General features: G+C 66.5%; 28 protein-coding genes and 1 pseudogene. 12 read left to right on the forward strand and 17 right to left on the reverse strand.

Annotated features, from left to right (window positions below; genetic code table 11):
• Position 1: 1 nt before the first annotated feature.
• Complete coding sequence (locus IHE49_RS16060; RefSeq protein ID WP_192159762.1) at positions 2-376, forward strand: YciI family protein; 375 nt, start codon at positions 2-4, stop codon at positions 374-376.
• Between the two features lie 25 nt (positions 377-401).
• On the opposite strand, the gene IHE49_RS16065 is transcribed toward IHE49_RS16060, so the two are convergent.
• Positions 402-1,166 carry an META and DUF4377 domain-containing protein gene (locus tag IHE49_RS16065; protein WP_192159764.1) on the reverse strand — a complete coding sequence of 255 codons (765 nt, stop codon included), beginning with the start codon at positions 1,164-1,166 and terminating at the stop codon, positions 402-404.
• A gap of 107 nt (positions 1,167-1,273) precedes the next feature.
• Between IHE49_RS16065 and IHE49_RS16070 the strand changes: the two genes are divergently transcribed.
• Together IHE49_RS16070 and IHE49_RS16075 are read left to right on the forward strand one after the other, a co-directional pair.
• Positions 1,274-1,987 carry an HAD family hydrolase gene (locus IHE49_RS16070; RefSeq protein WP_192159766.1) on the forward strand — a complete coding sequence of 238 codons (714 nt, stop codon included), beginning with the start codon at positions 1,274-1,276 and terminating at the stop codon, positions 1,985-1,987.
• On the forward strand, positions 1,987-2,436 hold the full coding sequence (locus IHE49_RS16075; RefSeq protein WP_192159768.1) for a PIN domain-containing protein: 450 nt from the start codon (positions 1,987-1,989) through the stop codon (positions 2,434-2,436). The genes IHE49_RS16070 and IHE49_RS16075 overlap by 1 nt, the downstream gene beginning before the upstream one ends.
• Before the next feature lie 8 nt (positions 2,437-2,444).
• On the opposite strand, the gene IHE49_RS16080 is transcribed toward IHE49_RS16075, so the two are convergent.
• The 3 genes from IHE49_RS16080 to pncA all read right to left on the reverse strand — a co-directional run bounded on the left by IHE49_RS16080 (position 2,445) and on the right by pncA (position 4,387).
• Positions 2,445-2,720 (reverse strand): hypothetical protein, encoded by a 276-nt coding sequence (locus tag IHE49_RS16080; protein WP_192159770.1) that lies wholly within the window; start codon positions 2,718-2,720, stop codon positions 2,445-2,447.
• A gap of 64 nt (positions 2,721-2,784) precedes the next feature.
• On the reverse strand, positions 2,785-3,693 hold the full coding sequence (locus tag IHE49_RS16085) for an ion channel (protein ID WP_192159772.1): 909 nt from the start codon (positions 3,691-3,693) through the stop codon (positions 2,785-2,787).
• Positions 3,694-3,733: 40 nt separating this feature from the next.
• Positions 3,734-4,387 carry a bifunctional nicotinamidase/pyrazinamidase gene (gene pncA / locus IHE49_RS16090; protein WP_192159773.1) on the reverse strand — a complete coding sequence of 218 codons (654 nt, stop codon included), beginning with the start codon at positions 4,385-4,387 and terminating at the stop codon, positions 3,734-3,736.
• Between the two features lie 80 nt (positions 4,388-4,467).
• On the opposite strand from pncA, the gene IHE49_RS16095 reads away from it, so the two are divergent.
• Positions 4,468-4,839, forward strand: a complete 372-nt coding sequence (locus IHE49_RS16095; RefSeq protein WP_192159775.1) for a hypothetical protein — start codon at positions 4,468-4,470, stop codon at positions 4,837-4,839.
• 383 nt (positions 4,840-5,222) lie between these two features.
• Here the strand turns inward: IHE49_RS16095 and cls are convergent, their stop codons facing one another.
• From cls to IHE49_RS16115, 4 genes are all read right to left on the reverse strand, one after another.
• Positions 5,223-6,602, reverse strand: a complete 1,380-nt coding sequence (gene cls / locus IHE49_RS16100) for a cardiolipin synthase (protein WP_192159777.1) — start codon at positions 6,600-6,602, stop codon at positions 5,223-5,225.
• Positions 6,603-6,616: 14 nt separating this feature from the next.
• Positions 6,617-7,993 (reverse strand): FAD/NAD(P)-binding protein, encoded by a 1,377-nt coding sequence (locus IHE49_RS16105; protein ID WP_192159779.1) that lies wholly within the window; start codon positions 7,991-7,993, stop codon positions 6,617-6,619.
• 19 nt (positions 7,994-8,012) lie between these two features.
• Entirely contained in the window at positions 8,013-8,579 is a 567-nt protein-coding gene (locus IHE49_RS16110; RefSeq protein ID WP_192159781.1) for a cysteine dioxygenase, read from the reverse strand.
• Between the two features lie 95 nt (positions 8,580-8,674).
• Complete coding sequence (locus tag IHE49_RS16115) at positions 8,675-9,331, reverse strand: energy transducer TonB (RefSeq protein ID WP_192159783.1); 657 nt, start codon at positions 9,329-9,331, stop codon at positions 8,675-8,677.
• Between the two features lie 206 nt (positions 9,332-9,537).
• Here IHE49_RS16115 and IHE49_RS16120 point away from each other — a divergent pair, with 206 nt between their 5' ends.
• Positions 9,538-10,191 (forward strand): hemolysin III family protein, encoded by a 654-nt coding sequence (locus IHE49_RS16120; protein WP_192159785.1) that lies wholly within the window; start codon positions 9,538-9,540, stop codon positions 10,189-10,191.
• 14 nt (positions 10,192-10,205) lie between these two features.
• On the forward strand, positions 10,206-10,514 hold the full coding sequence (locus IHE49_RS16125) for a hypothetical protein (RefSeq protein ID WP_192159786.1): 309 nt from the start codon (positions 10,206-10,208) through the stop codon (positions 10,512-10,514).
• A gap of 202 nt (positions 10,515-10,716) precedes the next feature.
• Here IHE49_RS16125 and IHE49_RS18535 read toward each other — a convergent pair whose 3' ends face one another.
• From IHE49_RS18535 to lptF, 7 genes are all read right to left on the reverse strand, one after another.
• Positions 10,717-10,899: a hypothetical protein gene (locus tag IHE49_RS18535; RefSeq protein ID WP_225578499.1), complete on the reverse strand. Its 183-nt coding sequence runs from the start codon at positions 10,897-10,899 to the stop codon at positions 10,717-10,719.
• Positions 10,896-11,186 (reverse strand): CopG family transcriptional regulator, encoded by a 291-nt coding sequence (locus IHE49_RS16135; protein ID WP_192159787.1) that lies wholly within the window; start codon positions 11,184-11,186, stop codon positions 10,896-10,898. The genes IHE49_RS18535 and IHE49_RS16135 overlap by 4 nt, the downstream gene beginning before the upstream one ends.
• 71 nt (positions 11,187-11,257) lie before the next feature.
• Positions 11,258-11,746 (reverse strand): DUF456 family protein, encoded by a 489-nt coding sequence (locus tag IHE49_RS16140; RefSeq protein WP_192159788.1) that lies wholly within the window; start codon positions 11,744-11,746, stop codon positions 11,258-11,260.
• A 139-nt stretch (positions 11,747-11,885) separates the two neighbouring features.
• The gene (locus IHE49_RS16145) at positions 11,886-12,347 is read right to left on the reverse strand and encodes a DUF1456 family protein (RefSeq protein ID WP_192159789.1); all 462 of its coding nucleotides are present in this window, start codon (positions 12,345-12,347) and stop codon (positions 11,886-11,888) included.
• Positions 12,348-12,746: 399 nt separating this feature from the next.
• A complete protein-coding gene (gene ltaE / locus IHE49_RS16150; protein ID WP_192159790.1) occupies positions 12,747-13,766 on the reverse strand; it encodes a low-specificity L-threonine aldolase in 1,020 nt (339 codons plus the stop codon).
• A gap of 19 nt (positions 13,767-13,785) precedes the next feature.
• Positions 13,786-14,877 carry an LPS export ABC transporter permease LptG gene (gene lptG, locus IHE49_RS16155; protein WP_192159791.1) on the reverse strand — a complete coding sequence of 364 codons (1,092 nt, stop codon included), beginning with the start codon at positions 14,875-14,877 and terminating at the stop codon, positions 13,786-13,788.
• Complete coding sequence (lptF, locus tag IHE49_RS16160; protein WP_192159792.1) at positions 14,874-16,001, reverse strand: LPS export ABC transporter permease LptF; 1,128 nt, start codon at positions 15,999-16,001, stop codon at positions 14,874-14,876. Before lptF ends, lptG begins: the two co-directional genes overlap by 4 nt.
• Before the next feature lie 97 nt (positions 16,002-16,098).
• Between lptF and IHE49_RS16165 the strand changes: the two genes are divergently transcribed.
• From IHE49_RS16165 to IHE49_RS16175, 3 genes and pseudogenes are all read left to right on the forward strand, one after another.
• Positions 16,099-17,586: a leucyl aminopeptidase gene (locus IHE49_RS16165; protein WP_192159793.1), complete on the forward strand. Its 1,488-nt coding sequence runs from the start codon at positions 16,099-16,101 to the stop codon at positions 17,584-17,586.
• Between the two features lie 165 nt (positions 17,587-17,751).
• Entirely contained in the window at positions 17,752-18,174 is a 423-nt protein-coding gene (locus tag IHE49_RS16170) for a DNA polymerase III subunit chi (RefSeq protein ID WP_192159795.1), read from the forward strand.
• Positions 18,175-18,505: 331 nt separating this feature from the next.
• Positions 18,506-18,727, forward strand: a pseudogene (locus tag IHE49_RS16175) (transposase); the annotation flags it as partial.
• On the opposite strand, the gene IHE49_RS16180 reads toward IHE49_RS16175, so the two are convergent.
• Positions 18,724-22,224, reverse strand: coding sequence for a hybrid sensor histidine kinase/response regulator (locus IHE49_RS16180; RefSeq protein ID WP_225578515.1), 3,501 nt, complete (start codon positions 22,222-22,224; stop codon positions 18,724-18,726). The pseudogene IHE49_RS16175 and the gene IHE49_RS16180 overlap by 4 nt on opposite strands.
• A gap of 273 nt (positions 22,225-22,497) precedes the next feature.
• Between IHE49_RS16180 and IHE49_RS16185 the strand changes: the two genes are divergently transcribed.
• Together IHE49_RS16185 and IHE49_RS16190 are read left to right on the forward strand one after the other, a co-directional pair.
• Positions 22,498-23,070, forward strand: coding sequence for a cytochrome b (locus IHE49_RS16185; protein WP_192159797.1), 573 nt, complete (start codon positions 22,498-22,500; stop codon positions 23,068-23,070).
• A complete protein-coding gene (locus IHE49_RS16190; protein WP_192159799.1) occupies positions 23,067-23,624 on the forward strand; it encodes a YceI family protein in 558 nt (185 codons plus the stop codon). Before IHE49_RS16185 ends, IHE49_RS16190 begins: the two co-directional genes overlap by 4 nt.
• A gap of 80 nt (positions 23,625-23,704) precedes the next feature.
• Here IHE49_RS16190 and IHE49_RS16195 read toward each other — a convergent pair whose 3' ends face one another.
• Positions 23,705-23,938, reverse strand: coding sequence for a glutaredoxin family protein (locus IHE49_RS16195; protein WP_192159801.1), 234 nt, complete (start codon positions 23,936-23,938; stop codon positions 23,705-23,707).
• A 74-nt stretch (positions 23,939-24,012) separates the two neighbouring features.
• Here IHE49_RS16195 and IHE49_RS16200 point away from each other — a divergent pair, with 74 nt between their 5' ends.
• Positions 24,013-25,395 (forward strand): L-serine ammonia-lyase, encoded by a 1,383-nt coding sequence (locus IHE49_RS16200; RefSeq protein ID WP_192159803.1) that lies wholly within the window; start codon positions 24,013-24,015, stop codon positions 25,393-25,395.
• Positions 25,396-25,650 lie beyond the last annotated feature (255 nt).

A 25,650-nucleotide genomic window follows, 5' to 3' on the forward strand; every position in this document is an offset into this window, starting at 1 on the left:
CATGAAATTCCTGCTGATGGTCTACAGCGACGACGCCTTGCTGGACGCCCTGCCGCCGGGCGAGTTCGACACGCGCATGCATGCCTGCATCACCCATGCGGACGAGTTGCGCGCCGAGGGGCGGCTGCTCGATGCGCAGCAGCTGGAGGCGCCGGCCACCGCGAAGTCGGTGCGCACCCGGCTGGGCAAGACCGTGGTGCTGGACGGCCCGTTCGCGGAAACCAAGGAATACCTCGCCGGTTTCAATCTGGTCGAGGCGGACAGCGAAGAGGAGGCGATCCGGATGGCTGCCGAGCTGCCATGGGCGCAGACGGGCTGCATCGAAGTGCGTGCCTTGCGCGATTTCGAGGCGGTGCGCCGGCGCGTGGGCGCGTGACCATCGCTGCGCGGCGTCGTCCCGGTTACGGGATGCTGGTCTCCACCACCGTGTCCAGCACGTAGGCCGCAGGCGCATTGCTGCTGGAGTAACGTTTCACGCGCACGACGTTGTGCACGCCGTTCTGATGCGTGTAGCCCTCGATGGCTGGCAGGGCATGCCAGTCACCGGGCGTGCCGGTCTTGAGGCCGCTGGCGTCGTAGTGGACCTCGCGCACGTTCAGGCAGGTCTGGCTCTGCTGGCAAGGCACGGTCTGTGCCGCCACCTCCAGGAACACGAGAGTGCCGGGGCCGCCGTAGCGGGTTTCGGCAGTGGGCACGCCGGTGAAATCCAGCGTGTCGCCGGTGGCGGTACGCAATTGCAGTTGCGGCATGTCGCCGTTTTTCGTCACCACGATGACGGGGTGGCTTGCGAGGCGCTGGCCGATCAGGCCGTCCAACTGGTTCAGTCCCGGCTCGCGGCAGGCCATCATGGTGTGCATCATCGGACCGACCATGAGTCGGCCGTCCTCGATCCGATAGCTGCCGCCCATGCCGTTGCAGGCATTGCGCACGCTGAGGCGCCCGTCGACGAAGTCGAGCTGCACCGGCTTGCCCGGGCGCACGAACAAGGCATTGATGCGCTGGCCGCCCTGGTCGGTGGCCAACGCCAATTGCCAGTGGTAGCTGGCCAGCAGCGTGGCATCCGGCGGGGTGTCGTCCGGCATGGTCGCGCCCTTGGCGGGCAGCGCGGATGCGCAGATGGCGAGGGCGACGGCGAGAGGCGGCAGCAACGGCAGATGGCGGCGCATGGCGTTCTCCACGCAGGGAATGGCGCGAGCTTAGGCCATGCGCCATGCCCTGGCGATGTCGCGGATAATGCGGCGCTTCTCCGCGATTCAGGCACAGCGAGGCGATCATGCTGAAAGTGGTGGGTTTCGACGGCGACGACACCCTGTGGCGCAGCGAGGATTATTACCGCGAGGCCAGCGCCGAGTTTGCCGCCATCGTGGGCAACTACGCCGACCTTGCCGACAGTGCGGTGCATGCGCGCATGCTGGCCACCGAGCGCAGCAACCTCGCGTTGTTCGGCTACGGCGCCAAGGGCATGACGTTGTCGATGGTGGAAACCGCCATCGTGCTCAGCGATGGCCGTATCGGCGCGCGCGACATCCATCGCCTCGTCGAGATCGGCAAACGCGTGCTGCAGCATCCGGTGGAACTGCTGCCCGGCATCCGCGAAGCGGTGTCGGCGGTCGCCGAAACGCACACGGTGGTGCTGGTCACGAAGGGCGATCTTTTCCATCAGGAAAAGAAGGTGGCCGAATCGGGACTCGCCGGGTTGTTCCGCCGTATCGAGATCGTTTCCGAGAAGGACACGGCTACCTACCGGCGCCTGCTGGACGAGTTCGGCATCGCGCCGCACGAGTTCGCCATGGTCGGCAATTCGCTGCGCTCGGACATCGAGCCGGTGCTGCGCCTCGGTGGCTGGGGCGTACACATGCCCTACCACGTGACCTGGGCGCACGAGCTGGAGAACGGGCTGGGCGCCCAGGATGCGCAGCGTATGCGCGAGGTGGCGGAGGCTTCGGAAATCCCAGCCGCGCTGGCGCAACTGGATGCGCTGGCCTGATGCAGCCGCCGCGCCTGGTGCTGGACACCAACGTCTGCCTGGACCTGTTCGTGTTCGGCGATGCGCAGTGCCTGGCTTTGCGCGAGGCGTTGCGTGCCGGGACGGTGGAGGCGGTTACCGACGCGGTCTGCCGCGACGAATGGCTGAAGGTGCTCGGCTATCCGCAACTGGCGCTGGACGCGGTGCGACGCGATCTCGCGATTGCCGCGTTCGATGCGTGCTTGCGCATGCTGCCGGAGATGGAACGCAGGCCGTCTCCGGCATTGCCGGCACTGCCGCGCTGCGCCGATCCCGACGACCAGAAGTTTCTCGAACTGGCGCAGGCCTGCGGCGCGCAGTGGCTGCTCAGCCGCGACAACGAACTCTTGAAGCTGGCGCGCCGAGCGCGGCGCGATCATGGCTTCGGCATCGCCACGCCACTGGACTGGTCGCGCGCCGGGAGACCTTGAGCAGGCCCTCACGCCGGATTGGCGGGAGCCTCGTCGGCAAAACCGGTGTAGTTGTCCGGGAACACGGGGGCGCCGTCGTCTTCCAGCGCCAGCACTGCAGCCAGGGCATCGTCCGCCGCACGCTCGGCGATATCCTGGTGGCGGAAGCTGCGGTTTTCGCAGATCGCGTAATACACGGGGAATCCATGCCCGTGCGGCACCACGCACAGCCATGCCGTGTAGCGCGAGCCTTCCAGGCTGGCGCCGGAGCGCACGGTGTAATCCGGGAATTCGCGTTCGGCCATGGGCGTGGGTCCGGGGTGGGGAAAACGCAGTGTATCGCGCCAGGTGCCCGGGCCGTGACCCGCGCTAGCCGGATGGTTCGCGATCCACCATCGGCACCACGTCGTGGAAGACGCCGTAATCGATGATGTTGAGGCCGTGCCCGTCGTCGGTGACAAGGTCGACGTAGCGGTGGTTCCAGCGCAATTCGTCGTGGCGCCACTGGTGGCGCGCCAGCATGGATTGCGCGGTGGTCTCGTCGATGCCTTCGATGGTCAGCAGCAGCGTCATCTGTGTCTGCTCCATCGCTTCGGCATCGAGGCCATACAGCGGGCTGCTCTCGTCGATCACATGCATCAGCAGCCAGCTGAGGATGAAGATCGGGTGACGGTCGCGTACCAGCTTCAGATCGTAGATCTTGCGCATCTTCAGTCCCTCGGACGAAGACTCCATGCGGATCATGTGCAGTTGGGCGGACGCTTCGCTGATCACGTTCTGCCGCATGTTGGCCGTGCGGACCATCAACGTCTGCTGGCCGTTGATCGTATGTACGATCGGATTGTTGGAGAAGATCATCTTGGCGCGCGGCCGAGAGAAGCGCGCGAAGATCAGCCCGGTGGTCACCGCGATGCAGGCCATGCCGGTGAAGATTTCCACCGTGGCGACGCAGTGCGCATAGATGGTCTGCGGATGCATGTCACCGTAGCCGACCGTGGCCAGGGTTTCCACGCTGAAGAAGAATGCACCGCCGAAGCCATGCGGGAACTGGTTGGCGATCGGCCGGTCGCCGAGCAGGTAGAGCGACGCGAAGATCGTGTTGAGCAGCAGGAAAGCCGCGCCGGCGGTCAGGAAGAACACCGGCCAGCGCATGGTCAGCGCCTGGTGGTAGATGTCGTCCCAGATGCGCTGGGACAACCCGCGGCTGACGAACGGCCGGCCACCGATGGTGATGATGCGCGGACGGCGCCACAGGGTCAGCAGATGCTTGAGGTTCATTGCGGCGACGCCGTTCCGGCAAATGTGGCGAGTATGGAACCTAGGCGATGCCGACGTCCGTGGAGTCGACCACGCCGATGCCTAGCGCCCGCAGGGTCGAGCGGGTGGCGTCGTCGGAGTCCGGTGTGACCGGCCGGCTGAGATCCCAGGCGAGCCAGGCGCGGAAGCCCAGTGTGGCGGCATCCTGCGCCGTCCACAGCACGCAGACTTCGCGTGCGAGGCCGCACACCAGCACTTCGTCCACGCCGCGTTCGCGCAGCCACCCTGCGAGTCCCGTGGCGGGCCGCGTGCCATGCGGGCCGTGGTTCTCGCGAAAGCCGCTGTAGGAATCCACCTGGGGGTCGCTGCCCTTGCGCAGGATCAGGTCGGCCGCCGACCAGGCTATGCCCGGGTGCAGCGCGGCGCCCGGCGTGTCCTGCACGCAGTGGTCCGGCCACAGTGTCTGCGGGTGACCGTGGAGATCGATCTGCTGGAACGCCTGGGCATCCGGATGCGAACTGGCGAACGAAGCGTGGCCCGGTGGATGCCAGTCCTGCGTGGCCACCACGTGGCGGAAGCGGCGCGCGCGTAGCAGGCGGTCGATGCGTGGCACGATCGCGTCGCCCTCGTGGCAGGCCAACGTGCCGCCGGGCATGAAATCCGGCTGCACGTCTACCACGATGAGGGCAGTGCGTTCGGTAATGGCGAAGGACATGGCGTTCCCGCGTGCGTGGCAAGGGCGGAAGTCTAGCGCGCAGGCATAATGCGGGCTCGATGCGGACGGAACAGGGTGCGATGAACTACGACCAATCGTGGATGGGGTACGGCTGGACCGGCGGTCTGGAGGCCGGCGCGATCAGCCTCGCCGTTGGCTTCGTGCTTTATCTCGCATTCCACGGGCTCGGCCGGCGCAATGGCTGGAGCGACGCGAAGCAGATCGCCTGGTCGTATCTCCTTGCCATGGTGCTCACCGGGCGCGTGGACTTCTGGAACCTGTTCTATTTCAACTACGCGCGTTTGCAGTCGCTGCAACTGCTGCAGGCCAAGCTGGCCGAAGTCCACGATCCGGACGGCATCGGCACGCGTGCCTTGTGCGAGCTGGTGGGCGCCGCGGTAGGCGTGTTCATCGCATGGCTGCTGTGCGGCAGGCATTGGCGGCAAAGCTGAGGTATCGGGGGCTTGTTCGAAAGCTGACGCCGGGAGTTGGTTCGCGCCGAGCTCCGCTTGCCCTCGCGGGCGTTTTGCGCACCGCGCATGTGTTCGGACTGCGCTGGAATGACGAGCGGGAAACCCTCGGTTCTGGATAGGGCGCGTAGCGGCTGCCACGTCTATCGCATAGGCGGGAGCGGCTCCCGAACTCTCGACATGGCCTGCCGGTAGTTTCGGCGTGAACCAGGCCACTCTCCGGGTCACCTCTCTCCGGCCCATACAGATTCATGCAGGCCAGCCAAGAGAGGTGACTTGGGCGTCGGCAGGCATTCGAAAGCGCCTTGTTCCTTGCGATCACTCGGAACATCCATGTCGCAAGCTGGAAAGGGTGAGCGGGAGATCTAAAGGATCGGATCGAACAATCGCGCCACATGCATGGCCACCCGGCGCAGGTAGGACGCATCGAGGTACTCGCGCGCATCCACCTCCCGCGACTGTGCGAAGTCGCGCTCCAGCATCCCCTCGACCTGTTGCGCGAAATCGCGGTCCAGCACCAGCGCATTGGCCTCGAAGTTGAGCCGGAACGAGCGTGAATCGAGATTGAGGCTGCCCACCGAGGCGCAGTCGTCATCCACCAGCACCACCTTCTGGTGCATGAAGCCGGGCTGGTAGCGGAACAGGCGCACTCCGGCCCGCACGGCGTAATAGGCGTGCATGGTCGAGGCCAGGAACACGGTATGGTGGTCCGGTCGCGATGGGATCAGCACACGCACGTCCACGCCGCGGAAGACGGCCAGCTGCAGCGCGGCGCGTACCGAATGGTCGGGCACGAAGTAGGGTGTCGCGAGCCAGATGCGCTGCCGCGCCGCGTTGATCGCGGCGGTGATGAACAACGAGCCGGTTTCCTGCAGATCGGCCGGGCCGCTGGCGACCACCAGTACGCGTGCGCTGCCATCCGGCGCCGGCGCTGGGTGCAGCGGCAACGGCGCGCCGGTGATCCATTCCCAGTCGTCGGCGAACAGTTGCTGCAGGTCGGTCACTGCGGGGCCGGCCAGTTCCATGTGGGTGTCGCGCCACGGCGCCAGCGGCGGCTTCAGCCCCAGGTATTCGTCGCCCACGTTGAGGCCGCCGATGAAGGCGCGCTCGCCGTCCACCACCACGATCTTGCGATGGTTGCGGAAGTTGAGCTGGAAGCGGTTGCGCAGCCGGTGGGTGGCGAAGGGGTGGATCGCCACGCCGCCCGCGCGCAGCGTTTCCACGTAGTGGCGCGGCAGGTCGTGGCTGCCCACGCCGTCGTAGAGCACGCATACGCGCACGCCGGCAGCCGCGCGTTCCAGCAGCGCCTGCTGCATGCGCCTGCCAAGGCCGTCGTCGTGGAAGATGAAGAACTGCACCAGCAGCGTGTGCCGTGACTCGGCGATGGCGGCGAAGATCGCCTCGAACGCCGCGTCGCCGTCGACTAGCAGGCGCAACCGGTGGCCGGCGCGGAACGGGCGGCAAAGCATCGCCACCAGCGCGGCGTAGCGGCCCTCATCGTCCTCCGATGGACCGGCCGACCGCTCGCGCGGCGCGGCACCGCGATGCCGCCTGAGGTAACCGCGAAAACGGCTGGCGCCCAGGAACAGATAGGGCACCAGGGTAAGCGCGGGCAGCAGCAGCAGACCCAGCACCCAGCCAATCGCGCCCTGTGGCGTGCGCGTGTGCATCAGCGCGTGCGCGGCGGCGAGGATGCCGAGCACTTGCAGGAGCAGGACGACATCGCCGAACAGGCTGAGGGTCATGGAGTTGTCGTGCGTTACCCCGCCAGCAACTGGTCGGCCACGGCGCGCGCCTGCTGGCGGATTTCCGGCATCGCGGTGGATTCCCACAGCGTACCGCGCAACAGGCTGCCGATGGCGAACAGCCGTGACCACTCGCCGCCGTCGTGCAGCAGGCGGCCCTGCGGCGTGGCCCGGCAACCCAGCCCCAGCGGATCGGGCAGCACATGCCGGTTTACCACCAACTGGCGCATCAGCGGGTGCGGCGTGCGCGCGACGTCGAAGTCCATGCCCACCGATTGCACCACCAGTCCAGCATGCAGCGTCTGCATCTTCGACGCGTCGCGGTCGTGCGGATGCAACTCCAGCCGCAGGCCATTACCGTCGTCGTCGGCATCGACGCGATACAGCTGTCCGCGCTGGCGGTGCAGGCGGCCCGAGCGCTCCAGTTCGGCGAGGCCTTCATGCACCGATGGCGGCATGCGATGGCGCGCGCGCTCCCACGCCCAGCGGGCATGGCGCTGGAAGCGTGCGCGCTGGTCAAGCGGCAACGCGGCCCACAGCCCGGGCGTATATGGGCGCAGGCTGTCGATCACGCTGCGCCAGTCTTCTTCCTGCGCAATCGCCTCGCGCAGCAGTCGCAGCCAGCGGCGCACATCGGGTTCGTCCTGCATCGCCTCGACCAACAGCGCGCTGTCCTCGGCGGGCAGCGAGGTGGTGTGCAGGTGCGGTTCGGGCAGCATGCCGTGGCGGGAGATCGCAGTGAACCGGGTCTCGGGCCAGCGTGCGGCAAGCTCCAGCAGCACATCGGCAGCGGTGAGCCCGAGGCCGATCACCACCACGTGTTCGGGTACGTCGGCGGGCGGGTTTGCGAGGAGCGACCATGGATCGACCACGTAGCGGCCACCGGCCAGCGCGCCGTCGCTTACGCCTGCCAACGGTTGCGGTGGCAACGCGCCAAGCGCCAGCACAGCAGCGTCCACGCGGTGTACGTCCTCGCCGCGGAGCACGCTGACCCCGCCGGTCTCCGGCACCACGGCGTCCGCGGCGAACGGCACGATCTGCACGTCATGGCCGTGCAGTCTGCCAAACGCCAGGGCCTGGGCCACTTCGGCTTCGAGATAGTCGCCGTAGCGGCGGCGCGGCAGGAAGTCGGTGCCGGCAACGGAAGGGTCATCGCGCTGCACGAAATCGAGGAAACCCTGCGGTTTGCCGGCGAACATGCCCATCGACGCGGCACGCACATTGAGCAGGTGGCGCTCGGAACCGGTGGAATAGGCCACGCCGCGTGCAGGCGTGCCGCCGCCGGTATACCAGTCGAGGTGCAGCGGTTGCGGCGGGCGGCGCGCCAGCAGTTCGCCGAGCAGCGCGGCGGAAGCGGCGCCGCCGCCGATGATGGCGACACGTCGATGCATGCGTTGCTCCGGTGGAGGATCAGGGAGCCAGCTGGCCTGCAAGCCGGCGGTGCCGTGCCTGTGCGATCCACGCCGGCTGCTGCGGATTGCCATCGCGATGGTTCAGCAGCTCGCCGCCGTAAATATGCAACGTGTATGCGGTGTCGTGGCGCGACAGGTTGCGGCAGCGATGCGCGCGACCGGCGTCGCGCTCGAACCAGCTGGCATCGCCCGGCCCCAGCCAGTTGCGCCCTTGCGCTTCCAGTTCGCCGTTGTGCGGGTCGCGCCGGTACGACTGCCACTCCAGCGCACCATGAAGAGCGAGCTCCAGTCCCCAGCCGCCCGCGTGGTCCAGCAGCGGCATGCGTTCGCCGGGCGGCCATGCGCGCACCAGCACGTGCAGTGCCGGGTGCCTGCGCTCGACCAGCACGCGGGTATCGATGCCACGGCGGTGCACGGCGGCCAGGCGTGCCGAAAGCGCCGGTGCGTTGCCATGCACCACACAGCCGAGGTCGCGCGCCATGGTTGCCAGGTCGGGATGCTCGACGCTGCCGTATTCAAGCGCGATGTCGCGCAAGGTCTTCAAGTTGTGCATGTACTTGCCCATGCGGAACCCGGCGTGGATACGGCGACGCAGTGGAGCACGGGCATCGTTAAACGGCCGTAAGGCATTCATATGCCTTACGGCCGTTCCTGATCACCTCACAAATTGTTCAACACGAAGTTGACCGGCACCTTGGCCCATGCGCGCACCGCGTGGCCGCCCGCCATCGCGGGCTGGAAGCGCCAATGCGCCAGTACCTGTTCGCGCGCGCTGCGGTCGAGCAGGGCGTAGCCGCTGCCGTGCTCGATCTCGACCTGCAATGGCGCGCCGTTCTCGTCGACCAGCACACGCAGCAGCACCGTGCCCTGCATGTGTCGACGCAATGCCTGCGTCGGGAACTGCAGCGGCGACGAACGATAGGCCAGCGTGGCTTCGATCGGCGCAGCGGTGTCCGCAGCGCCTGGCGCTGTGCTTGGTGGCGTCACTGGCGGCATCGCCTGCGTGCCTTCCGTGGTCGGCACCGCCGCCGGTGGCGTAGCGGCGGGATGCGGTTGCGTATGCACGGGCATGACGGGCGCGCGTGGCAACGGTTTCAGGTCAATGGGCGGTGGCGGCTTTACGGCGGGTGGTGGTTCGATGAAGATTATCTGCGGCACGGCGGTGATTTGATGCATCAACGCCAACGCCTGCGGTGCCAACGGGCGGGTGAGGATCAACAAGGCAGCGAGATTGAGTGCGATGGCCGCACTGAGCGCAGCGATGCGCGCGGCATCGGGTTGGGGGCGAACGGCAACAGCCAGGCTTGCGGACGACATAAGCGACCTCCTGACAGCGTTTCGGTTTTTGGGTTGTGGCGTCGGCGACGCTGCGGATGCAGGGGGATCGTCGTGGACGCGGCTTGAGCCTATGCCTGCACCCCCGCGGTGCGCAAGTGGACGGCCAAATGTCACGAGGCGCGGTAGCCAGGGGAGGCCTCCCGCGTTATGGTGCAACGCGGAATCATTGCCTCGCCGGAGCCGCCATGACCACCGCCATTGCCGCTTCGCCGCGCTACCGTCGCGGCGACGAATTCGCCAGCAGCCTGCTGCATGGCCTGGGCATCGTGCTCAGCATCGGCGGCCTCGCCACCCTGGTGGCGTTCGCCGCGACGCGCGGCGACGCGCGCGAAGTCGTCGCTTGCGCGGTGTACGGCGTTACGCTGATCCTGCTCTACACCGCCTCCACGCTGTACCACGCGATTCCCGTGGTCGCGGCCAAGCCGCTGTTGCGCACGCTGGACCACATCGCGATCTACCTGCTGATCGCCGGCACCTATACGCCGTTCACCCTGATCGCCTTGCCGGGCGCGTGGGGCTGGAGCCTGTTCGCCGCGGTGTGGACGCTGGCGCTGGCAGGCAGCGTGCTCGAACTGGGCTGGTTCCGCCGCTGGCACAAGCTGGCCGTGCTGCTCTACGTGGGCATGGGCTGGATCGGCATGCTCGCGTTCAAGCCGCTGGCCGCGCACCTGCAGGCGGGCGGCATGGCACTGCTGATCGGCGGCGGCGTGGCCTATACGCTGGGCGTGCCGTTCTATCTCTGGCGCAAATTGCCGTACCAGCACACGTTGTGGCACGCCTTCGTGCTTGCCGGCAGCGTGCTGCACTACTTTGCGGTGCTGTTGTATGTGTTGCCTTGATCTGGTTTAGAGCCATGCAAGACAGCAAGCGTTGGCATTTTCATGGAATGGCGAGCTTGCTGCTTGCCTGTCCGCTGGCGTTGTTCCTGTACTTCGGCAGATGTGCCGACGCAGCTATGGACAAGAGCGGTTTGGGTGACGTCGCGACTTGGCAGGTATACCAAATCAAAGCGGGTGTCGCCTTCTGGATTGCCTTGTGTACATGGATGCTGTTGCTGGTAGTTGCCGCATTCAAGCGATCTTTCCGATCGGCAGCTATCACGGCATGTGTGATCGTTCCAGTGGTGGGAGTGATTGCATGGCTTACCTTGCTGGTCTTATGAGCAGTCGAGACGACAGCTAGTCAAGCAGCATCGCCACACCGAACAAATCCACCACTCCCAGCGAGATTGCGCGGGAGTGCTCGATCGGATGCTATCGTGCAAATTCGGCTTCGCGTTGGGCGCGTACTGCCAGCACGAACACGGTGTCGATGCGCTCCACGTAGCGGTACAGCGCCCATGTAGCCATGCACGCCCCCACCGATCACGTGCTCGCGCTTGTCGTTGATGGCTGGGCCCCGATCAGCGGATTGCTTGCGAGCACGCCGATCGCTTCGATGATCCCCAGCCGCCGGTCTGCAGCATGGGCGACTTTGTGCGAGGTGAGGGGATCGAGGATGTGCTCGAAGTCTTCGCCGACTTCGGGCGCCGGCTCGATGCGGCTCACTTCCGTTTTGCCAGCGTGCGCGGTGCGGGGCGGCGCGCAGCCTTGCCGGCGATCCTGTCTTCGAGATGGCCGCGCATCTTGTCCCGTGAAATCGTCTCGCCTGTTTCGACGATGCGGGCGTAACGCTGCTTCGCCGCGGTATCGAATTCGGCGCGGCGCTCGGCCAACTCCGCTTTCTCGGCGACGGCGTCAAGGACGAACCCATGTACCGTCGTGCCGGCACGTTTGGTTGAGGCCGCAACGCGGGTCTTGAGTGCGTCGGGCAGGCGGACGGTGGTCGCGCCCATGGCGAGTTTCGGAAAGTTCTGGAATGGGCATGCAATCGCCGCAGCACAAATGTGCTACGCGGGCATGGCGATCAGCCGAACAGCATCGCCACCCCGAACAGCCCCACCATCACCAGCGAGATCACCAGCTTCACCAGCGTGCCGCACAGCAGGCCGATCCAGGTGCCGATGCCGACGTGGGCGGAGCGCAGCACGCTGGTGCCGGAAGAAAGCTCGCCGATCAGCGCCCCGATGAACGGGCCTAGCAGGATGCCAGGGACGCCGAAAAACATGCCGGCGAAGGTGCCCAGCGAGGCACCCCACAGCGCGCGTTTGCTGGCGCCGACGCGCTTGGCGCCCAGCGTGCCGGCAACGAAGTCCACGACCACCGCCACGGTACCCAAGGCGCCGATCAGCAACAGCCACCATAGGCCGAGGTGGCGGTAGTCGTTCACGGCGGCGACCAGCCAGATGCCGCCGAAGATCATCGGCACGCCGGGCAGGCTGGGCAGGACCGCGCCAACCAGGCCGCCCACGATCAGCGCAGCGCCCAGTGTGTAGAACACGATGTCGAACAGCATGCGTGGTCCTTGATCATTGCGGTCGTGCTTGATCGCAGAATCTGACTGGCGGCCGTTCGTGGCCGTACCCTTCATCTTGACCTTTACGATCATCCTTAGGTTGCGGAGTCGGACGAGTGGCCGCCCATGGCCGGATTCTTCAGTCGCGCAAGCGCTGGGTGAGGCCGCGCAGGAAATGCCGCAGCAGCTGGTCGCCGCAGGGTCGGTAGTTAGGGTGCTCGGGCTTGCGGAACAGCGCGGTGAGTTCCGATTTCGACAGCGGGAAACCCGCGGCGGCGAGGATCGCATGCAGGTCGTCGTCGCGCAGTTCGAAGGCAACGCGCAATTTCTTCAGTACGAGATTGTTGGTGACGCGCTTCGCCACCGGCAGCGGCGCCCGGCTTTCGTCGCGGCCGCGCAGATGCACCACCAGGCCATCGAGGAAATGCGCCATCACCTTGTCGGGACAGTCCTGGTAACCGGGCTCGTCGTCCTTCTTCAGGAACGCATCGAAATCGGCCTGCGGCACTGCAAGTCCGGCCAGCGCGGCGATAGACGCGAGCTTGCCGTCGGGCAGGTCGAGCATGTAGCGCACGCTGCGCAGGATGTCGTTGTTGATCATGGGGCAATTGTATCGGGGCTTGTTGGCAGTGTTTGTTGTGAGGGATGAATGGTGCAGGGGGTCGCTACGGGTGGCTTTGCGTTCACGGGCTGCAAACGACAAAGCGGCTTCGTACTGCTGCCGCGGCTCGCGCCGCTTCTCCTTGGAGCAGCCCGCTTCCTGCGCGCGGAAGCAACAACCGGAGCAAGGCCGAAGCAGAGCGGCATGAGGCGGTCTGTGCTTTCGCTTGTCATCCCGGCGTAGGCCGGGATCCAGCGACGATCAGGCTTGAGCAAGCCAAGACCACTTTGTCGCTTGCGACGGGCGCCTGAAAGCCCCTCGCAGACGAGTCCAGTCGCGGAAGCGGGAAGTCATTGCGAGCACCTGCCGTCCACCCTCAAAGACAGAGGGAAAGTCGAGTCAGCCGCGCGAGAAAAACGAACGGAATGTCTCCGCCACGCGTTCGATGCCATCGTCATCTACATCCAGATGCGTCACCAGCCGCAACGTGGGCAGATAACCGATGCTGATGCGAATGTTCGCCGCGTGCAGATGGGTGTCGAGTGCCTGCAGGCGCTCGACCGGCACATCGACGAAGACCATGTTGGTGTACTGGCCGAGCAGGTTCACGCCAGGGATTTCGCGCAGGCGGCCGGCAAGATAGGCGGCGCGCCGATGGTCGTCGGCCAGCCGCGTCACGTGGTGGTCGAGCGCATGCAGACATGCGGCCGCGAGCATGCCGCCCTGACGCCAGCCACCGCCGGCGACCTTGCGCCAGCGCCGTGCCTTTTCGATCAGCGGTGCGGAGCCGACCAGCACCGAGCCCACTGGCGCGCCGAGCCCCTTGGACAGGCACACGGACACGCTGTCGAAGTGCTGCGCGATGGCGCGCGCTGATACGCCGCCCGCAACGGCCGCGTTGTAGATGCGGGCACCGTCGAGGTGCAGCGCCAAGCCGCGCTGGCGGGCAAAGCCATGCGCGGCGTGCAGGTAGTCCTGCGGCAGCACGCGGCCGTGCCAGGTGTTTTCCAAGGCAAGCAGGCGCGTGCGCGCGAAGTGCGGATCCACCGGCTTGATCGCCGCGGCGAGGCGGTCCAACGGCAGCGTGCCGTCTTCGGCGTGCACGATGGGCTGGGGCTGGATTGAGCCCAGCACCGCCGCGCCGCCGCCTTCGAACTTGTAGGTGTGGGCGTCCATGCCGACCAGGTATTCGTCGCCGCGCTCGCAGTGGCTCATCAGCGCAAGCAGGTTGCTCTGCGTGCCGCTGGGCACGAACAGCGCGTCCTCGAAACCGAGGTCATCGGCGAGGCGGCACTGCAGCGTGTTGACGGTGGGGTCTTCGCCGTAGACGTCGTCGCCCACTTCGGCGTCCAGCATCGCGGCGCGCATGGCGGGGGTGGGGCGGGTGACGGTGTCGCTGCGCAGGTCGACCACGTTCATCACCGGCATTCCTTGTCGATCAAGCGTGTTTGCGGAAGTACAGCCATGCCGCCGCTGCCAGCAGGGCCGCGGGTAGCAGGTTGGCGAGCAGTGGCGGAATGCCGTAGACGGTGCCGAAATTCACCATTGCCTTCTGCAGGAAGTACCAGGTGATCGCCAGCAGCATGCCGATGAAGATGCGCTTGCCGAGGCCACCCGAACGCATGGTGCCGAAGGCGAACGGCATCGCGCACAGCACCAGCACCAGCACGTTGAGCGCGTACAGCGCGCGCGTCCAGAACGCCACCGCGTAGACGCCGGGGCTTTCGCCGTTGGCTTCCAGGTAGCGCATGTTGCGGCGCAGGTCGCGCATCGCCAGGTATTGCGGCTGGATCGCCGACTGCGCCAGCACCTGTGGGTTGAGGCTGGAATCCCATTGCTCGCTGGGCGCGGTATGGCCGTGCACGCCGGTGTCGTCCAGCGTAGTGCTGCGCACGTCGTGCATGACCCAGGTGCGCCCGTTGTGGTCGGCGGTCTTGGCCTGGTCGAAGCGGGTGAGCTGCTGGCCATCCTTGGTGAGGGTGAACACACGCACGTCGATGAGCTGCACGGTGTCGTGGTCGCCGGAGCGGATCGCCACGGCGCCGCCACGCGCGTTGATGATGCGGTCCCCGTCGCGGGCCCACAGGCCGCTGCCGGTGCTGCCGATGTTGTTGGCCTTCAGGCGCAATTGCATGGCGTTGCCCAGCTGGTCGCCCCATGGCGCTGCGGTCTCGCCTAGGATCACCACGCCCACGATCAGCACGGCGATCACGCCAGTGGCCGAAACCGCGATGCGCAACCGCGACATGCCGGAGGCGCGCAGCGCCGTGAGCTCGCTGGTGGCGGCCAAGCCGCCCAGGCCCAGCAGGCTGCCGATCAGCGCCGCATTGCCGAACATGTCGTAGGCGCGGCGCGGCGTGGTCACCAGCACGTACACCGCGGCGTCAGTCAGCGTGTAGCCGTTCTTGCCGATGTTGCCGAGCTGGCGCATGAACATCGTCACTGCATCGAAGCCGGTAAGCACCAGCCATACGCCGATCACCGAGCCGAGCACGCTGAGCGCTACCAGCTTGTCCACGCGCTTGATCATGCGGTTCGCGCCTTGTTGGCCGGCTTGCTGTCATGCACCTTGCGTGGCGAGTACTGCTTCCACCACATCCAACCGGCGAAAGCCATCATCACGATATGCAACAGCCACATCGCGGTCTGATGGTGCCAGCGGCCCTTGTCGAGCTGCGCGCGGCCAAGTGCCAGCAGCACGTAGTAGAGATAGAAGCTCGCCATCGCCAGCATCAGGCGGCCGTAGCGCGGCTCGCGCGGGCTTTGGCGCGACATCGGCAACGCCAGCATCAGCATCACCAGGGTCAGCGCCGGCGCGTTGACGCGCCAGGCCAGTTCGGCGCGGGCGTCCGGTGTTTCGGTATGCAGCAGTTGCAGCGTGGTCATGCTCTCGGCCGGATCGACGCTGTCGTCGCTGTCGGTCACGGTGGAAAGCGCGCTGTCGTTGCGTTCGTACTGCATGCGCCGCCAGTTGTCCGCACCCAACGGGATGTCGTACTGCCAGCCGGTGTGGAAGGCGATGAAGCGATTGGAGCCATTGCTCTCCTGGTACAGCTCGCCGCTATTGCCGGTGACCACCTTGACGTGGTCAGGGCCGCCCTTGGTTGGGCGCTGCGTGGAAACGAAGCTGCGTCCCAGCTTGCTGCCGTCCTGGCTCAGCGTGTCGGTGAAGACGATGCCGCCCTTGCCCGGCAGTTCGGTGAAACGGCCGGCGTCGAGGCCGGCGGCGATCACCGAGCGGTTTGCCACGGCTACCAGGTTGTCGCTGGTCGCGGCCGCCCATGGCCCCAGCCACAGCGCCACCACAGAAGTGAGCAATACCAGCGCCACGGCAAGGATGGCCGTGGGGCGCACCAGCCCATTCGGCCCCATGCCGGACGACATCAGCACGTGCATCTCGCTCTCGCGGTACATGCGGCCCAGTGCCATCAATACGCCGATCATGCTGGCCAATGGCAGCATGTTGGTGAGGCCTTCCAGCGTGCGCAGACCCAGCACCTGGAACATCACGCTGGCCGGGAAGCTGCCTTTGGCCACCTGCTGTAGTACGCCGGCGAACGCGGTGCCGGCGACGATCACCATCAGCACCACCACGGTGGCGGCCACGGTCTGCGCCAGTTCGCGCAATAAATAGCGGTCGAGAATGCTCAGCATGCGATAAACTTGAGGGCTTCCGTCAACGCCGAAAGGCAAGCGGGGAAACGCCAGTCTAGCCGGTTCCCCGCCCGTCGCGCCCATGCAGGATCGAACCATGCCTCTCCAGTTCAGCCTCGTCGCCACCACTCCCGAAACCGCCGACACAGCCTGCGTGCTGGTGGGGGTGTACGAACAGGGCGTGCTGACCAGCGCGGCGGCCCGCGTGGACAGCGCCACCGGCGGCGCGATCAAGCGCCAGGTGGAAAGCGGGGACATCAGCGGCAAGGCCGGCAGCACCACCGTGCTGTATGCGCCCGCCGGCATAGCCGCCAAGCGCGTGCTGGTGGTGGGCCTGGGCGCGCAGAAAGGTTTCGACGCGGCGCGCTACCAGAAGGTGGCCGTCGAGGCCGCTCGCGCACTAGGCAAGCTGCCGCTGACCGAGGCGGTTTCGTACCTTGCTGAAGTGGACGTACCCGGTCATGACGCGGCATGGCGCGTACGCACCGCCGTACTGGCCGCCGACCATGCCGCCTACCGCTACACCGCCACCTTCAAGCCGCGCGAGAAAGCCGCATCGCCGGAACTGGCTGGCGTGGCCTTCGCCGCCGGTGCCGAGGCGCAGGCTGGCCTCGACCAGGCCATCGCTATCGCCGAGGGCGTGCGCTTCGCCCGCGAGCTGGCCAACCTGCCGCCGAACATCTGCAACCCCGCCTATATCGCGGCGCAGGCGCAGGCTTTTGCGGACGCACACGATGCGGTTTCCTGCCGCGTGCTCGACCATGTGGAAATGGAAAAGCTGGGCTTCGGTTCGCTGCTCGCGGTGGGCCGCGGTTCGACCAACAAGCCCAAGCTGGTCGCGCTGGAATACCGGGGCGGTGCCGAAGGCACGGCGCCCTATGCCTTTGTCGGCAAGGGCATCACCTTCGATACCGGTGGCATCAGCCTCAAGCCCGGCCCGGGCATGGACGAGATGAAGTTCGACATGGGCGGTGCGGCGGGCGTGCTGGGCGCCTTCGTGGCCGCGGTGAAGATGGGCCTGAAGCACAACCTGGTCTGCGTGGTGCCCGCGGCGGAGAACATGCCCGACGGCGACAGCTACCGCCCCGGCGACGTGCTCACCAGCTTGTCCGGCCTCACCATCGAGGTGCTCAACACCGACGCCGAAGGCCGGTTGATCCTTTGCGACGCGCTCACCTGGACCGCACAGACCTTCAAGCCGCAGGCCATCATCGATGCCGCCACCTTGACCGGGGCCTGCGTGATCGCACTGGGCAAGCATGCCAGCGGCCTGTTCAGCAAGTACGACGACCTCGCCGGGGAGCTGCTTGCCGCGGGCGAGTACACGCTGGATCGTGCGTGGCGCATGCCGCTGTGGGACGACTACCAGGTGCAGCTCGACTCGGGTTTCGCCGACGTCGCCAACATCGGCGGCAAGAGCGCCGGTGCGATCACCGCCGCCTGCTTCCTCTCGCGCTTCGCCGAAGGCCAGCGCTGGGCGCACCTCGACATCGCCGGCACGGCGTGGGACGAGGGCCGCAAGGGCCAGGCCACCGGCCGCCCGGTGGCACTGCTGGCGCAGTGGCTGATCGATCGCTGCGCGTAAATTTCTGGGACGCCGTCATTCCGGCGCAGGCCGGAAGCGCTTCACGACGGCGAAGCCGGTCATCCAGTCCCCCCCGGGTTCCGGTCGAGCGGCAAGGGAACAACCGAGTATCGTCGTCACTGGATTCCGGCCTGCGCCGGAATGACGGTCAAGAGCCAACACACCATGCCTCGTGCCGACTTCTACCTGATCGACAAGCCGCGCTTCCGCGAGCAGCCGCTGCTGCTGGTGTGCGAGCTGGCGAAGCGTGCGTTCGCGGCGCAGCAGCCCACGCTGATCCTCGCCCGCGACCATGCGCAGGCCGAGGCCGTCGACGAGTGGCTGTGGGCCTTCGACGAGGATGCCTTCATCCCGCACCAGCTGGCCGGCGACGACGACGACGCGGACACCGCGGTGCTGATCGTGCCGCCAGGCGTGGACACGCCCGACCGGCCGATGGTGATCAACCTCCGCGAGGACTGCGCCAGCGGCAATTTCCAGCGCGTGCTGGAGGTAGTGGCGGCCGACCCGGACGAGCGCACCGGCTCGCGCGAACGCTGGGGCGAATACAAGCGACGCGGCTTCGAGTTGTCCAAGTACGACATGTGACCGCTACGCAAAAGGCCACAGCGGTCTCCGCAGCGTCTCGCAAAATCCGTTCAATACCTCCGCACGCTCATGCCTGCAGCAGTTTCGCGCCGGAGCTGCGCTTGCCTCTGCGGACGCTCCGCGCACTTTGCAGTTGTCCGGCTTGCGCTGGGATGAAGGGCGCTAGAGTTCTCATGAAGCGTCCTCCTTGATTCAAGCCGGTGAGAAGTAGAGTTTCCCTGCGAAGGAGCTCTCTGCTTGAAGAAGCCGAAGTTCGGCGACGGACAGATGGTCCGGATCCTCAACGAGGTCGAGGCTGGCGCGAAGATCGCCGAGACGCGCCGCAACACCGGAGGTCTTGGGCAAGCACGTGACGATGCAGATCGCCAAGCGCAGCGAACTGCACGCGTTCAAGGCCATGCCCAAGCGCTGGGCGATCGAGCGCAGTTTCGCTTGGCTGGAAAAGCACCGAAGGCTATGGAAGAACCGCGAGCGCAGGCTTCACGCCAGCCTGCGACTCATCCACCTGGCATTCCTTAGCCCTTCCTGCTCAAAGATTTCGGACAGGCCCTAAACCGTCACCGCACCTTCAAGTACGCCAGCCAACATTGCCGCCAATTGCTCGCCGCTGACCGGCTTGCGCAGGAACCCGTCCATCCCGGCTGCGCGCGCCAGCGCTTCGTCGCCATCACTGGTGCGTGCAGTGACCGCCACGATGGGCAGACGCCGGTCCGTTTCGCGCTGGCGGATCATGCGGGCGATCTGGAAGCCATTCAGGCTGGGCAGGTCGAGATCAAGCAGCACTGCGTCGTAGCGATCGCGCTCCAGCTCGGCCAATGCCTGCAGGCCGTTCACCACGTGGCGGATCGCATGCCCTTGCTGTTCCAGCAGCCCGGTAACGACGGCGGCGGCGATGGCATCGTCCTCCACCAGCAGCAGATGCAGGTGGCGTTCGTCGATCGGCTGCGGCGTGGCAGGTTCCGGTGGGGCAGGGCTTGCCTCGATCAGCGGCAGGCGCACGAGGAAGGTGCTGCCGTGACCCAGCCGCGACTGCAACTCGATGCTGCCACCCATCATCTCCACCAGCTCGCGACAGATCGCCAGGCCCAGTCCGCTGCCGGCGCGGCGTTGCGGGCTGTCTTCCTGTTCGAAGCGCTGGAACAATCGCGCCTGGCTGCTGCCGGGAATGCCGGGACCGGTGTCGCTGACGCTGAACAGCAGGTCGTCGCCGCTGCGCGTGGCGCGCAGGGTGATGCTGCCGTGTTCGGTGAATTTCAACGCGTTGCCGACCAGGTTCAGCAGCACCTGCTTGATGCGCACTGGGTCGCCCACGGCCTGTGCGGGAAAGTTGTCGGCGATTTCCAGCATGAACTGCAGGCCCTTGCTCCACGCCATGGCCTGTTCCAGTTGCGCCACGTCGAGCACCAGTTGGCGCGGGTCGTACGGCGACGGCTCCAGCTCGAAGCGGCCGGCGTCGATGCGCACCAGATCCAGCGCGTCATTGAGCAGCTTCAGCAGCATGCCGCCGGAGCGCTGCATGGCACGGGTGTAGTCGCGCTGCCGGCTGTCCAGCGGCGTGTTGAGCAGCAGTTCGGCCATGCCCATCACGCCGGTCATTGGCGTGCGGATCTCGTGGCTCAGCGTGGCGAGGAATTGCGTCTTCGCCGCGCTGGCCTGCTCGGCCAGCGCGCGTCGCTGCTCGATCAGTGCGACGTGGTGGCGTTGCGCCAATCGTCGTTGCCATTCCAGCATCAACAGGCCCGCCGCGGACACCAGCGCCAGCGCGTACAGCAGCCATGCCCACCAGCGCAGCCATGGCGGCGACTCCACGTGGATGTGCAGCGGTTGTGCAAGGCGCGTCCACACGCCTTCCGCGCCCGCCGCCATCACTTCCAGCGTGTAATTGCCGCTGCTGAGGCCGGACAGGTCGCGTTCGCCCGGGTTGCCCACGTCTACCCAGCCAGGATCGAAGCCATGCAGGAAGAAGCGGTAATGGTTGGCGTAGGGGTCGAGGTAGGAGAACACGCGTGCCTGGATGCTCAGCTGGCGGTCGCGCCAACCCACCTTCACCACACCGTGGTCGATGGCCAGCGCCTGCCGCACGCCCCGACGGCGCACGTAGATGCCGGTGATCGCCAGCGGCGGTGGCGCTTTCTGCGCGCCGATGTTGTCGGGGTCGAACGCCACCACGCCGCCCAGGGTCGCAGCGTAAAGGTAGCCGCTGGGCATCTCGGCGTAGCCGCGCGAGAACTCGCCGTTGGCCAGGCCGTCCTGCAAGCCGAAGGAGCGGAAGTGGCCGTTCGCCGGATCGAAGCGCCACAGTCCGTCGTGGCCGAATACCCACACGCGATCCTGCGCATCGACCTTGAGGTCCACCACGTTGATCGATGGCCAGCCCTGCGTGGAATCCACCGTGCGGTCGAGCGCCATCGCATTGCCTTCGATGCGGTAATGCGACAGGCCATTCGCGTTGGCCGTCCACATGCCGTCCACCGCAAAGGCGAAGGCGTCCACGCTTTGCCCGGGCGTCGCGCCCGGCGCCATCGCGAAGCGACCACGCACCTGATCCAGTTGCATCATGCCGCCGTCGCTGGCGTACCAGAACACGCCATCGCGCAGCGTCATCTGGCTGCCCCAGCGCACCCTCTCGTTGGGCTGGTCCATCGGCACCGCCGTCACCGCCAGCGTGTTCGGATCGATGCGGAAGATGCCCTCGCCGAAAGTGCGCGCGTACAGTTGTCCGTCAGGGCCCGGTTCCACTTCCAGCGGGTGGCGCATGACATCGCGGCCCGGGTCGATGCGCGTGCAGCGGTGCTGCGCGACATCGCACACGTCGATGTAGCCCTGCAGCACCACCCACAGGCGGCCCCGCGTGTCTTCGGTCATCCCGGCGACGTCGCCGCCGAGGTTCGAGAAGAAGTGCTCCACCCCTCCCGTGGCGGGGTCGAGCCGGTCCACCCGGCCGGCGCGTTCGCCCACCCAGATATGCAGGCCGTCCTTGCCGCGTGCCATGGCGGTGGCGACGGCATCGCGCAGGCTGGCGGGATCGTCCGGAACATGGGTGAAGCGGCTGAAGCTGTCCCAGCCCGGCGCCAGGTATCCCACGCCGCCATCGAACACGGCGAGCCACAGGCCGCCTGCGCGGTCGACCAGCATCTGCCATACCCAGCTGCCGGGCAGGTTGCCGTCGAGCACGGGGCGGTTGGCGATCGCCATCACCGGCGCGCCTGCGCGCGGCTGCATGAACAGCCCGCGTTGCGTGCCTATCCACAGCCGACCGGCCTGGTCGCGCTTGCTGTCCATCACGTTGGTGGAGGGAATCGCCGTGCCGCCGAAATGTCGCGCCAGACCGTCTGCGCCCACCACCATCAGGCTGCGGTCGGTGGCGATGCGCACTTCGTTGCCGTCGCTGTCGATGTTCCAGGCCGCCATCGAATCGCGCGGATCGGCGGCCAGCACCTTGTGTATCCGGCCCTGTCCGTCGCGGAGGAACACGCCGAGGTCGCTGCCTATCCACAGCTGTCCGTGCGCATCGACATGGAGTGCACCGACCGGTCCGAAGTTTTCGGCCTTGCCATCAGGCGCCTGGTATTCGACGTGGTCGAAGCCGTGGCCATCCGGCCGCATGCGATCCAGTCCATTGCCGGTACCCACCCACAGCGCGCCGTCCGGTGTCTGCGCGAGCGACCAGATGCGGATGCTGGACAGACTGGCCGGGTCGGCCGGGTCATGCCCCCAGTGCACGAACTTGCCGGTGGCCGCGTCGTAGCGGTTCAGCCCGGCGTTGAGGCCGCCCGCCCAAAGACGGTCCTGGCTGTCCACCAGCAGGGTGGCGATGCCGTTGTCGAACAACGAGCCGGGATCGTTCGATACGTGGCGGAAAACCTTGAACTGCACGCCGTCGAAGCGTGCGATGCCCCCCTTGGTGCCGAACCAGATCGCCCCGCCCCGATCCTGCGCCACGGCGTATACGTTGGAACTCGGCAAGCCGTCGGCTACCCCATAGCGGCGGAACTGTGGCGTGACCAGCGGGATCGCCGAAGTCGCCGCGGGCACCGGCACGGCTGGCATCCGTGCCGGCACAGGCATTGCGATGAGCAGCAGCAGGCCGAACAAGCCTGCAGACACCAACGGCCCGCGCCCCATCATTGCCCCCGCTACGGCGGTGTTCCGGCTTGCGCGGCGATCCGCGCGGCCGCACCACGTCAGGCGGCAAATCATGCCAAAACGGGACAAGGGAAGCTAACGCCGGGTGAACGGTGCGTCCTGTTCCGGGTGCTGGCATCCGCTCCGATGTTCCTCCAGACTCTGCCGCACCCACAGCCACGCGACCGAGGATTCGCCATGACGCTGCGCAGCGACGCCCGCCAATGGGGCGCGATCGCCAAGGCTTTCCACTGGATCGTGGCGCTGGCCATCCTGGGCAACGGCGTGTTCGGCTTGTGCATGGATCTGGCCAGCAATCCGATGCAGAAGATCAACTGGCTGGCGCTGCACAAGTCCATCGGACTGACCGTGCTGGCGCTGGTGTTGCTGCGCCTGGCGTGGCGCATGGGCGACGGCCGTCCGCGCGAGCTGCCCGCGCCGCGTTGGCAGCAGGCCGCCGCACGCGCCACACACGTGGTGCTCTACCTGCTGGCGCTGGTGCTTCCGCTCTCCGGCTGGTGGTTCAACTCCGTTGCCGGCAAGCCCTTGCAATGGTTCAAGCTGTTCAACCTGCCGAGCATTGCGGCGAAGAGCAACGACCTGCGCCATTTCGCGCATGCCGTACACGAATACCTGTTCTGGTTCCTCGTACTGGTGCTGGTGGGTCATGTGGGCGCCGCGCTCAAACATCATGTGTTCGACGGCGACGACGTGCTGCGGCGCATGCTGCCGTTCGGCAAGCCACGCAACGACAAGGGAGACAACCGATGAAAACCGTCCATCGCTTCGCTGCCGGCGCATTGCTCATGTTCGCTTTGCCGTGCGCCGCTTTCGCTGCCGACTACGCCGTGCAACCCGCCAGCACGCTGGGCTTCAGCGGCAGCTTCCAGGGCAGCAGCTTCGACGGCGGCTTCAAGCAGTGGCAGGCCACGATCAGCTACGACCCGGCGCAACTCGCCCAATCGAAGTTCGACGTCAACGTGACGATGGCCAGTGTCGCGGTGAGCGACAAGGACCAGCAGGGCGCGCTGCCCGGCAAGGATTTCTTCGACGTGGCGCAATACCCCACGGCGCACTTCGTCACCACCGGTTTCCGCAACGTCGGCGGCAAGGTGGTTGCCGATGGTCGGCTCACCCTGCGCGGCGTGACCAAGCCGGTAAGCCTCGCGGTGGACTTCAAGTCCCAGGGCAAGAACGCCACGCTGGACGTGAGCGGCACCCTGCAGCGCCTGGCCTTTGGCGTCGGCGGTGGCGATTACGCCGATACATCGGTGATCGGCGCCGACGTGAAGGTGCATGCGCACTTGGTGCTGGTGGGGAAATGACGCACCTGTAGGAGCGCACCCTGTGCGCAATGGCTTTTCACTTTGATCGAAGCAAGAGCGTTCGCGCGCAGGGTGTGTTCCTACATGGCGGAAAGGAACGTCCGCACGGCCGGAGCGTCGAATGGCCAGTCCAGTTCGCGGCCGTCGCGCGCGTCGCGCAGCACCGGCACGCGCGTGCCGTAGCGCGCTTCGAGTTCCGGGGCATCGTCCACCCACACACTGTCGAATTCCGGTGCCTGCGCTTCGGCCATCACGGCCAGCGCCATGTCGCAGAGGTGGCAGTAGTCGCGCTGGTAGAGAGTGAGATGGGACATGCGTCTGCGCATGGACTGCCAAGCGGAAGGTGCCCGCGTAGAATAGCGGCTTCCTTTCCGCAAGCAGCGCAACCATGGCCGTCAGCGTATTCGACCTGTTCAAGATCGGCATTGGTCCGTCTTCCTCGCACACGGTGGGCCCGATGCGCGCCGCGGCGCGTTTCGCCGAACGCTGGCTGGAAGAGAAGGGCGTGCTGGACCGCGTGGTGCGCGTGCGCGCCGAGCTGTACGGCTCGCTGGCGATGACCGGCCGCGGCCACGGCACCGACAAGGCGGTGCTGCTGGGCTTCGAGGGCCAGCATCCCGACACGGTGGACCCCGACGCCATCCCGGGCATTCTCGAGCGCATTCGCAAGACGCACCGCATGAGCCTGCTCGGCAAGCGCGAGATCGATTTCGAGGAAAAGCGCGACCTGGTGTTCAACAAGCGCCAGAAGCTGCCGTTCCACACCAACGGCATGCGTTTTTCCGCCTACGATGCCGACGGCAACGAACTGGCCACGCGCGACTACTACTCCGTCGGCGGCGGCTTCGTGGTGAACACCGACGAGGCGGCGGAAGACCGCATCGTCGCCGATACCACCGAGCAGCCCTATCCGTTCTCCACCGGCGACCAGATGCTCGCATTGTGCGAGAAGCACCATCTCAGCATCGCGCAATTGATGATGGCGAACGAGAGCGTGTGGCGCCCGGAGGCCGAGACCCGCGCCGGCCTGCTGACGATCTGGAAGGCGATGCAGGACTGCGTCACCCGTGGCCTGCGTTCGCCCGGTACCCTGCCGGGTGGCCTGCACGTGGCGCGCCGCGCGCCGGCGATGGCCGAGGAGCTGCGCAACCAGCCCGAGGCCGCACTGAAGGATCCGCTGACCATCCTCGACTGGGTGAACCTCTACGCGCTGGCGGTGAACGAGGAGAACGCCGCCGGTGGCCGCGTAGTCACCGCGCCGACCAACGGCGCCGCCGGCATCGTGCCCGCGGTGGGCCATTACTACCTGCGTTTCTGCCCCAAGGCCGACGAGAACGGCATCATCGACTACCTGCTCACCGCCGCCGCGATTGGCATCCTGTACAAGGAGAACGCCTCGATCTCCGGCGCCGAAGTGGGTTGCCAGGGCGAAGTGGGCGTGGCCTGCTCGATGGCCGCCGGCGGACTCACCGCCGCACTGGGCGGCAGTGTGCACCAGGTGGAGAACGCTGCCGAGATCGGCATGGAACACAACCTCGGCCTCACCTGCGACCCGATCGGCGGGCTGGTGCAGATCCCCTGCATCGAGCGCAACGCGATGGGCTCGGTGAAGGCGATCAACGCCAGCCGCATGGCGCTGAAGAGCGACGGCAAGCACCGTGTCTCGCTGGACAAGGTGATCGCCACCATGCGCGACACCGGGCGCGACATGAAGGACAAGTACAAGGAAACTTCGCGCGGCGGCCTCGCCGTCAACGTGATCGAGTGCTGATCGCACGATTGCGCATATTTTCGAGTATGACCATCGAGCACGTCATTGCTGAGCGAGCCATGTTCTTTGTACGGAACACTGGCGAGCGAGAAACCGCATCGTTGCGTGTTGGGCTGCCCGTGATGATCGGAGACGAGACTTGGTATTGCCCCTATGAGCTTCGCACGGACACTAGGACCAAGGTGTTCGGAATGCATGGCGTTGATGCCCTCCAAAGCTCTGGAACTCACCATGAAGACATTGAGTGTCGAGGTT

It is taken from the genome of Rhodanobacter sp. 7MK24 (assembly GCF_014842995.1).
In the GTDB taxonomy this organism is placed as follows: Bacteria; Pseudomonadota; Gammaproteobacteria; order Xanthomonadales; family Rhodanobacteraceae; genus Rhodanobacter_A.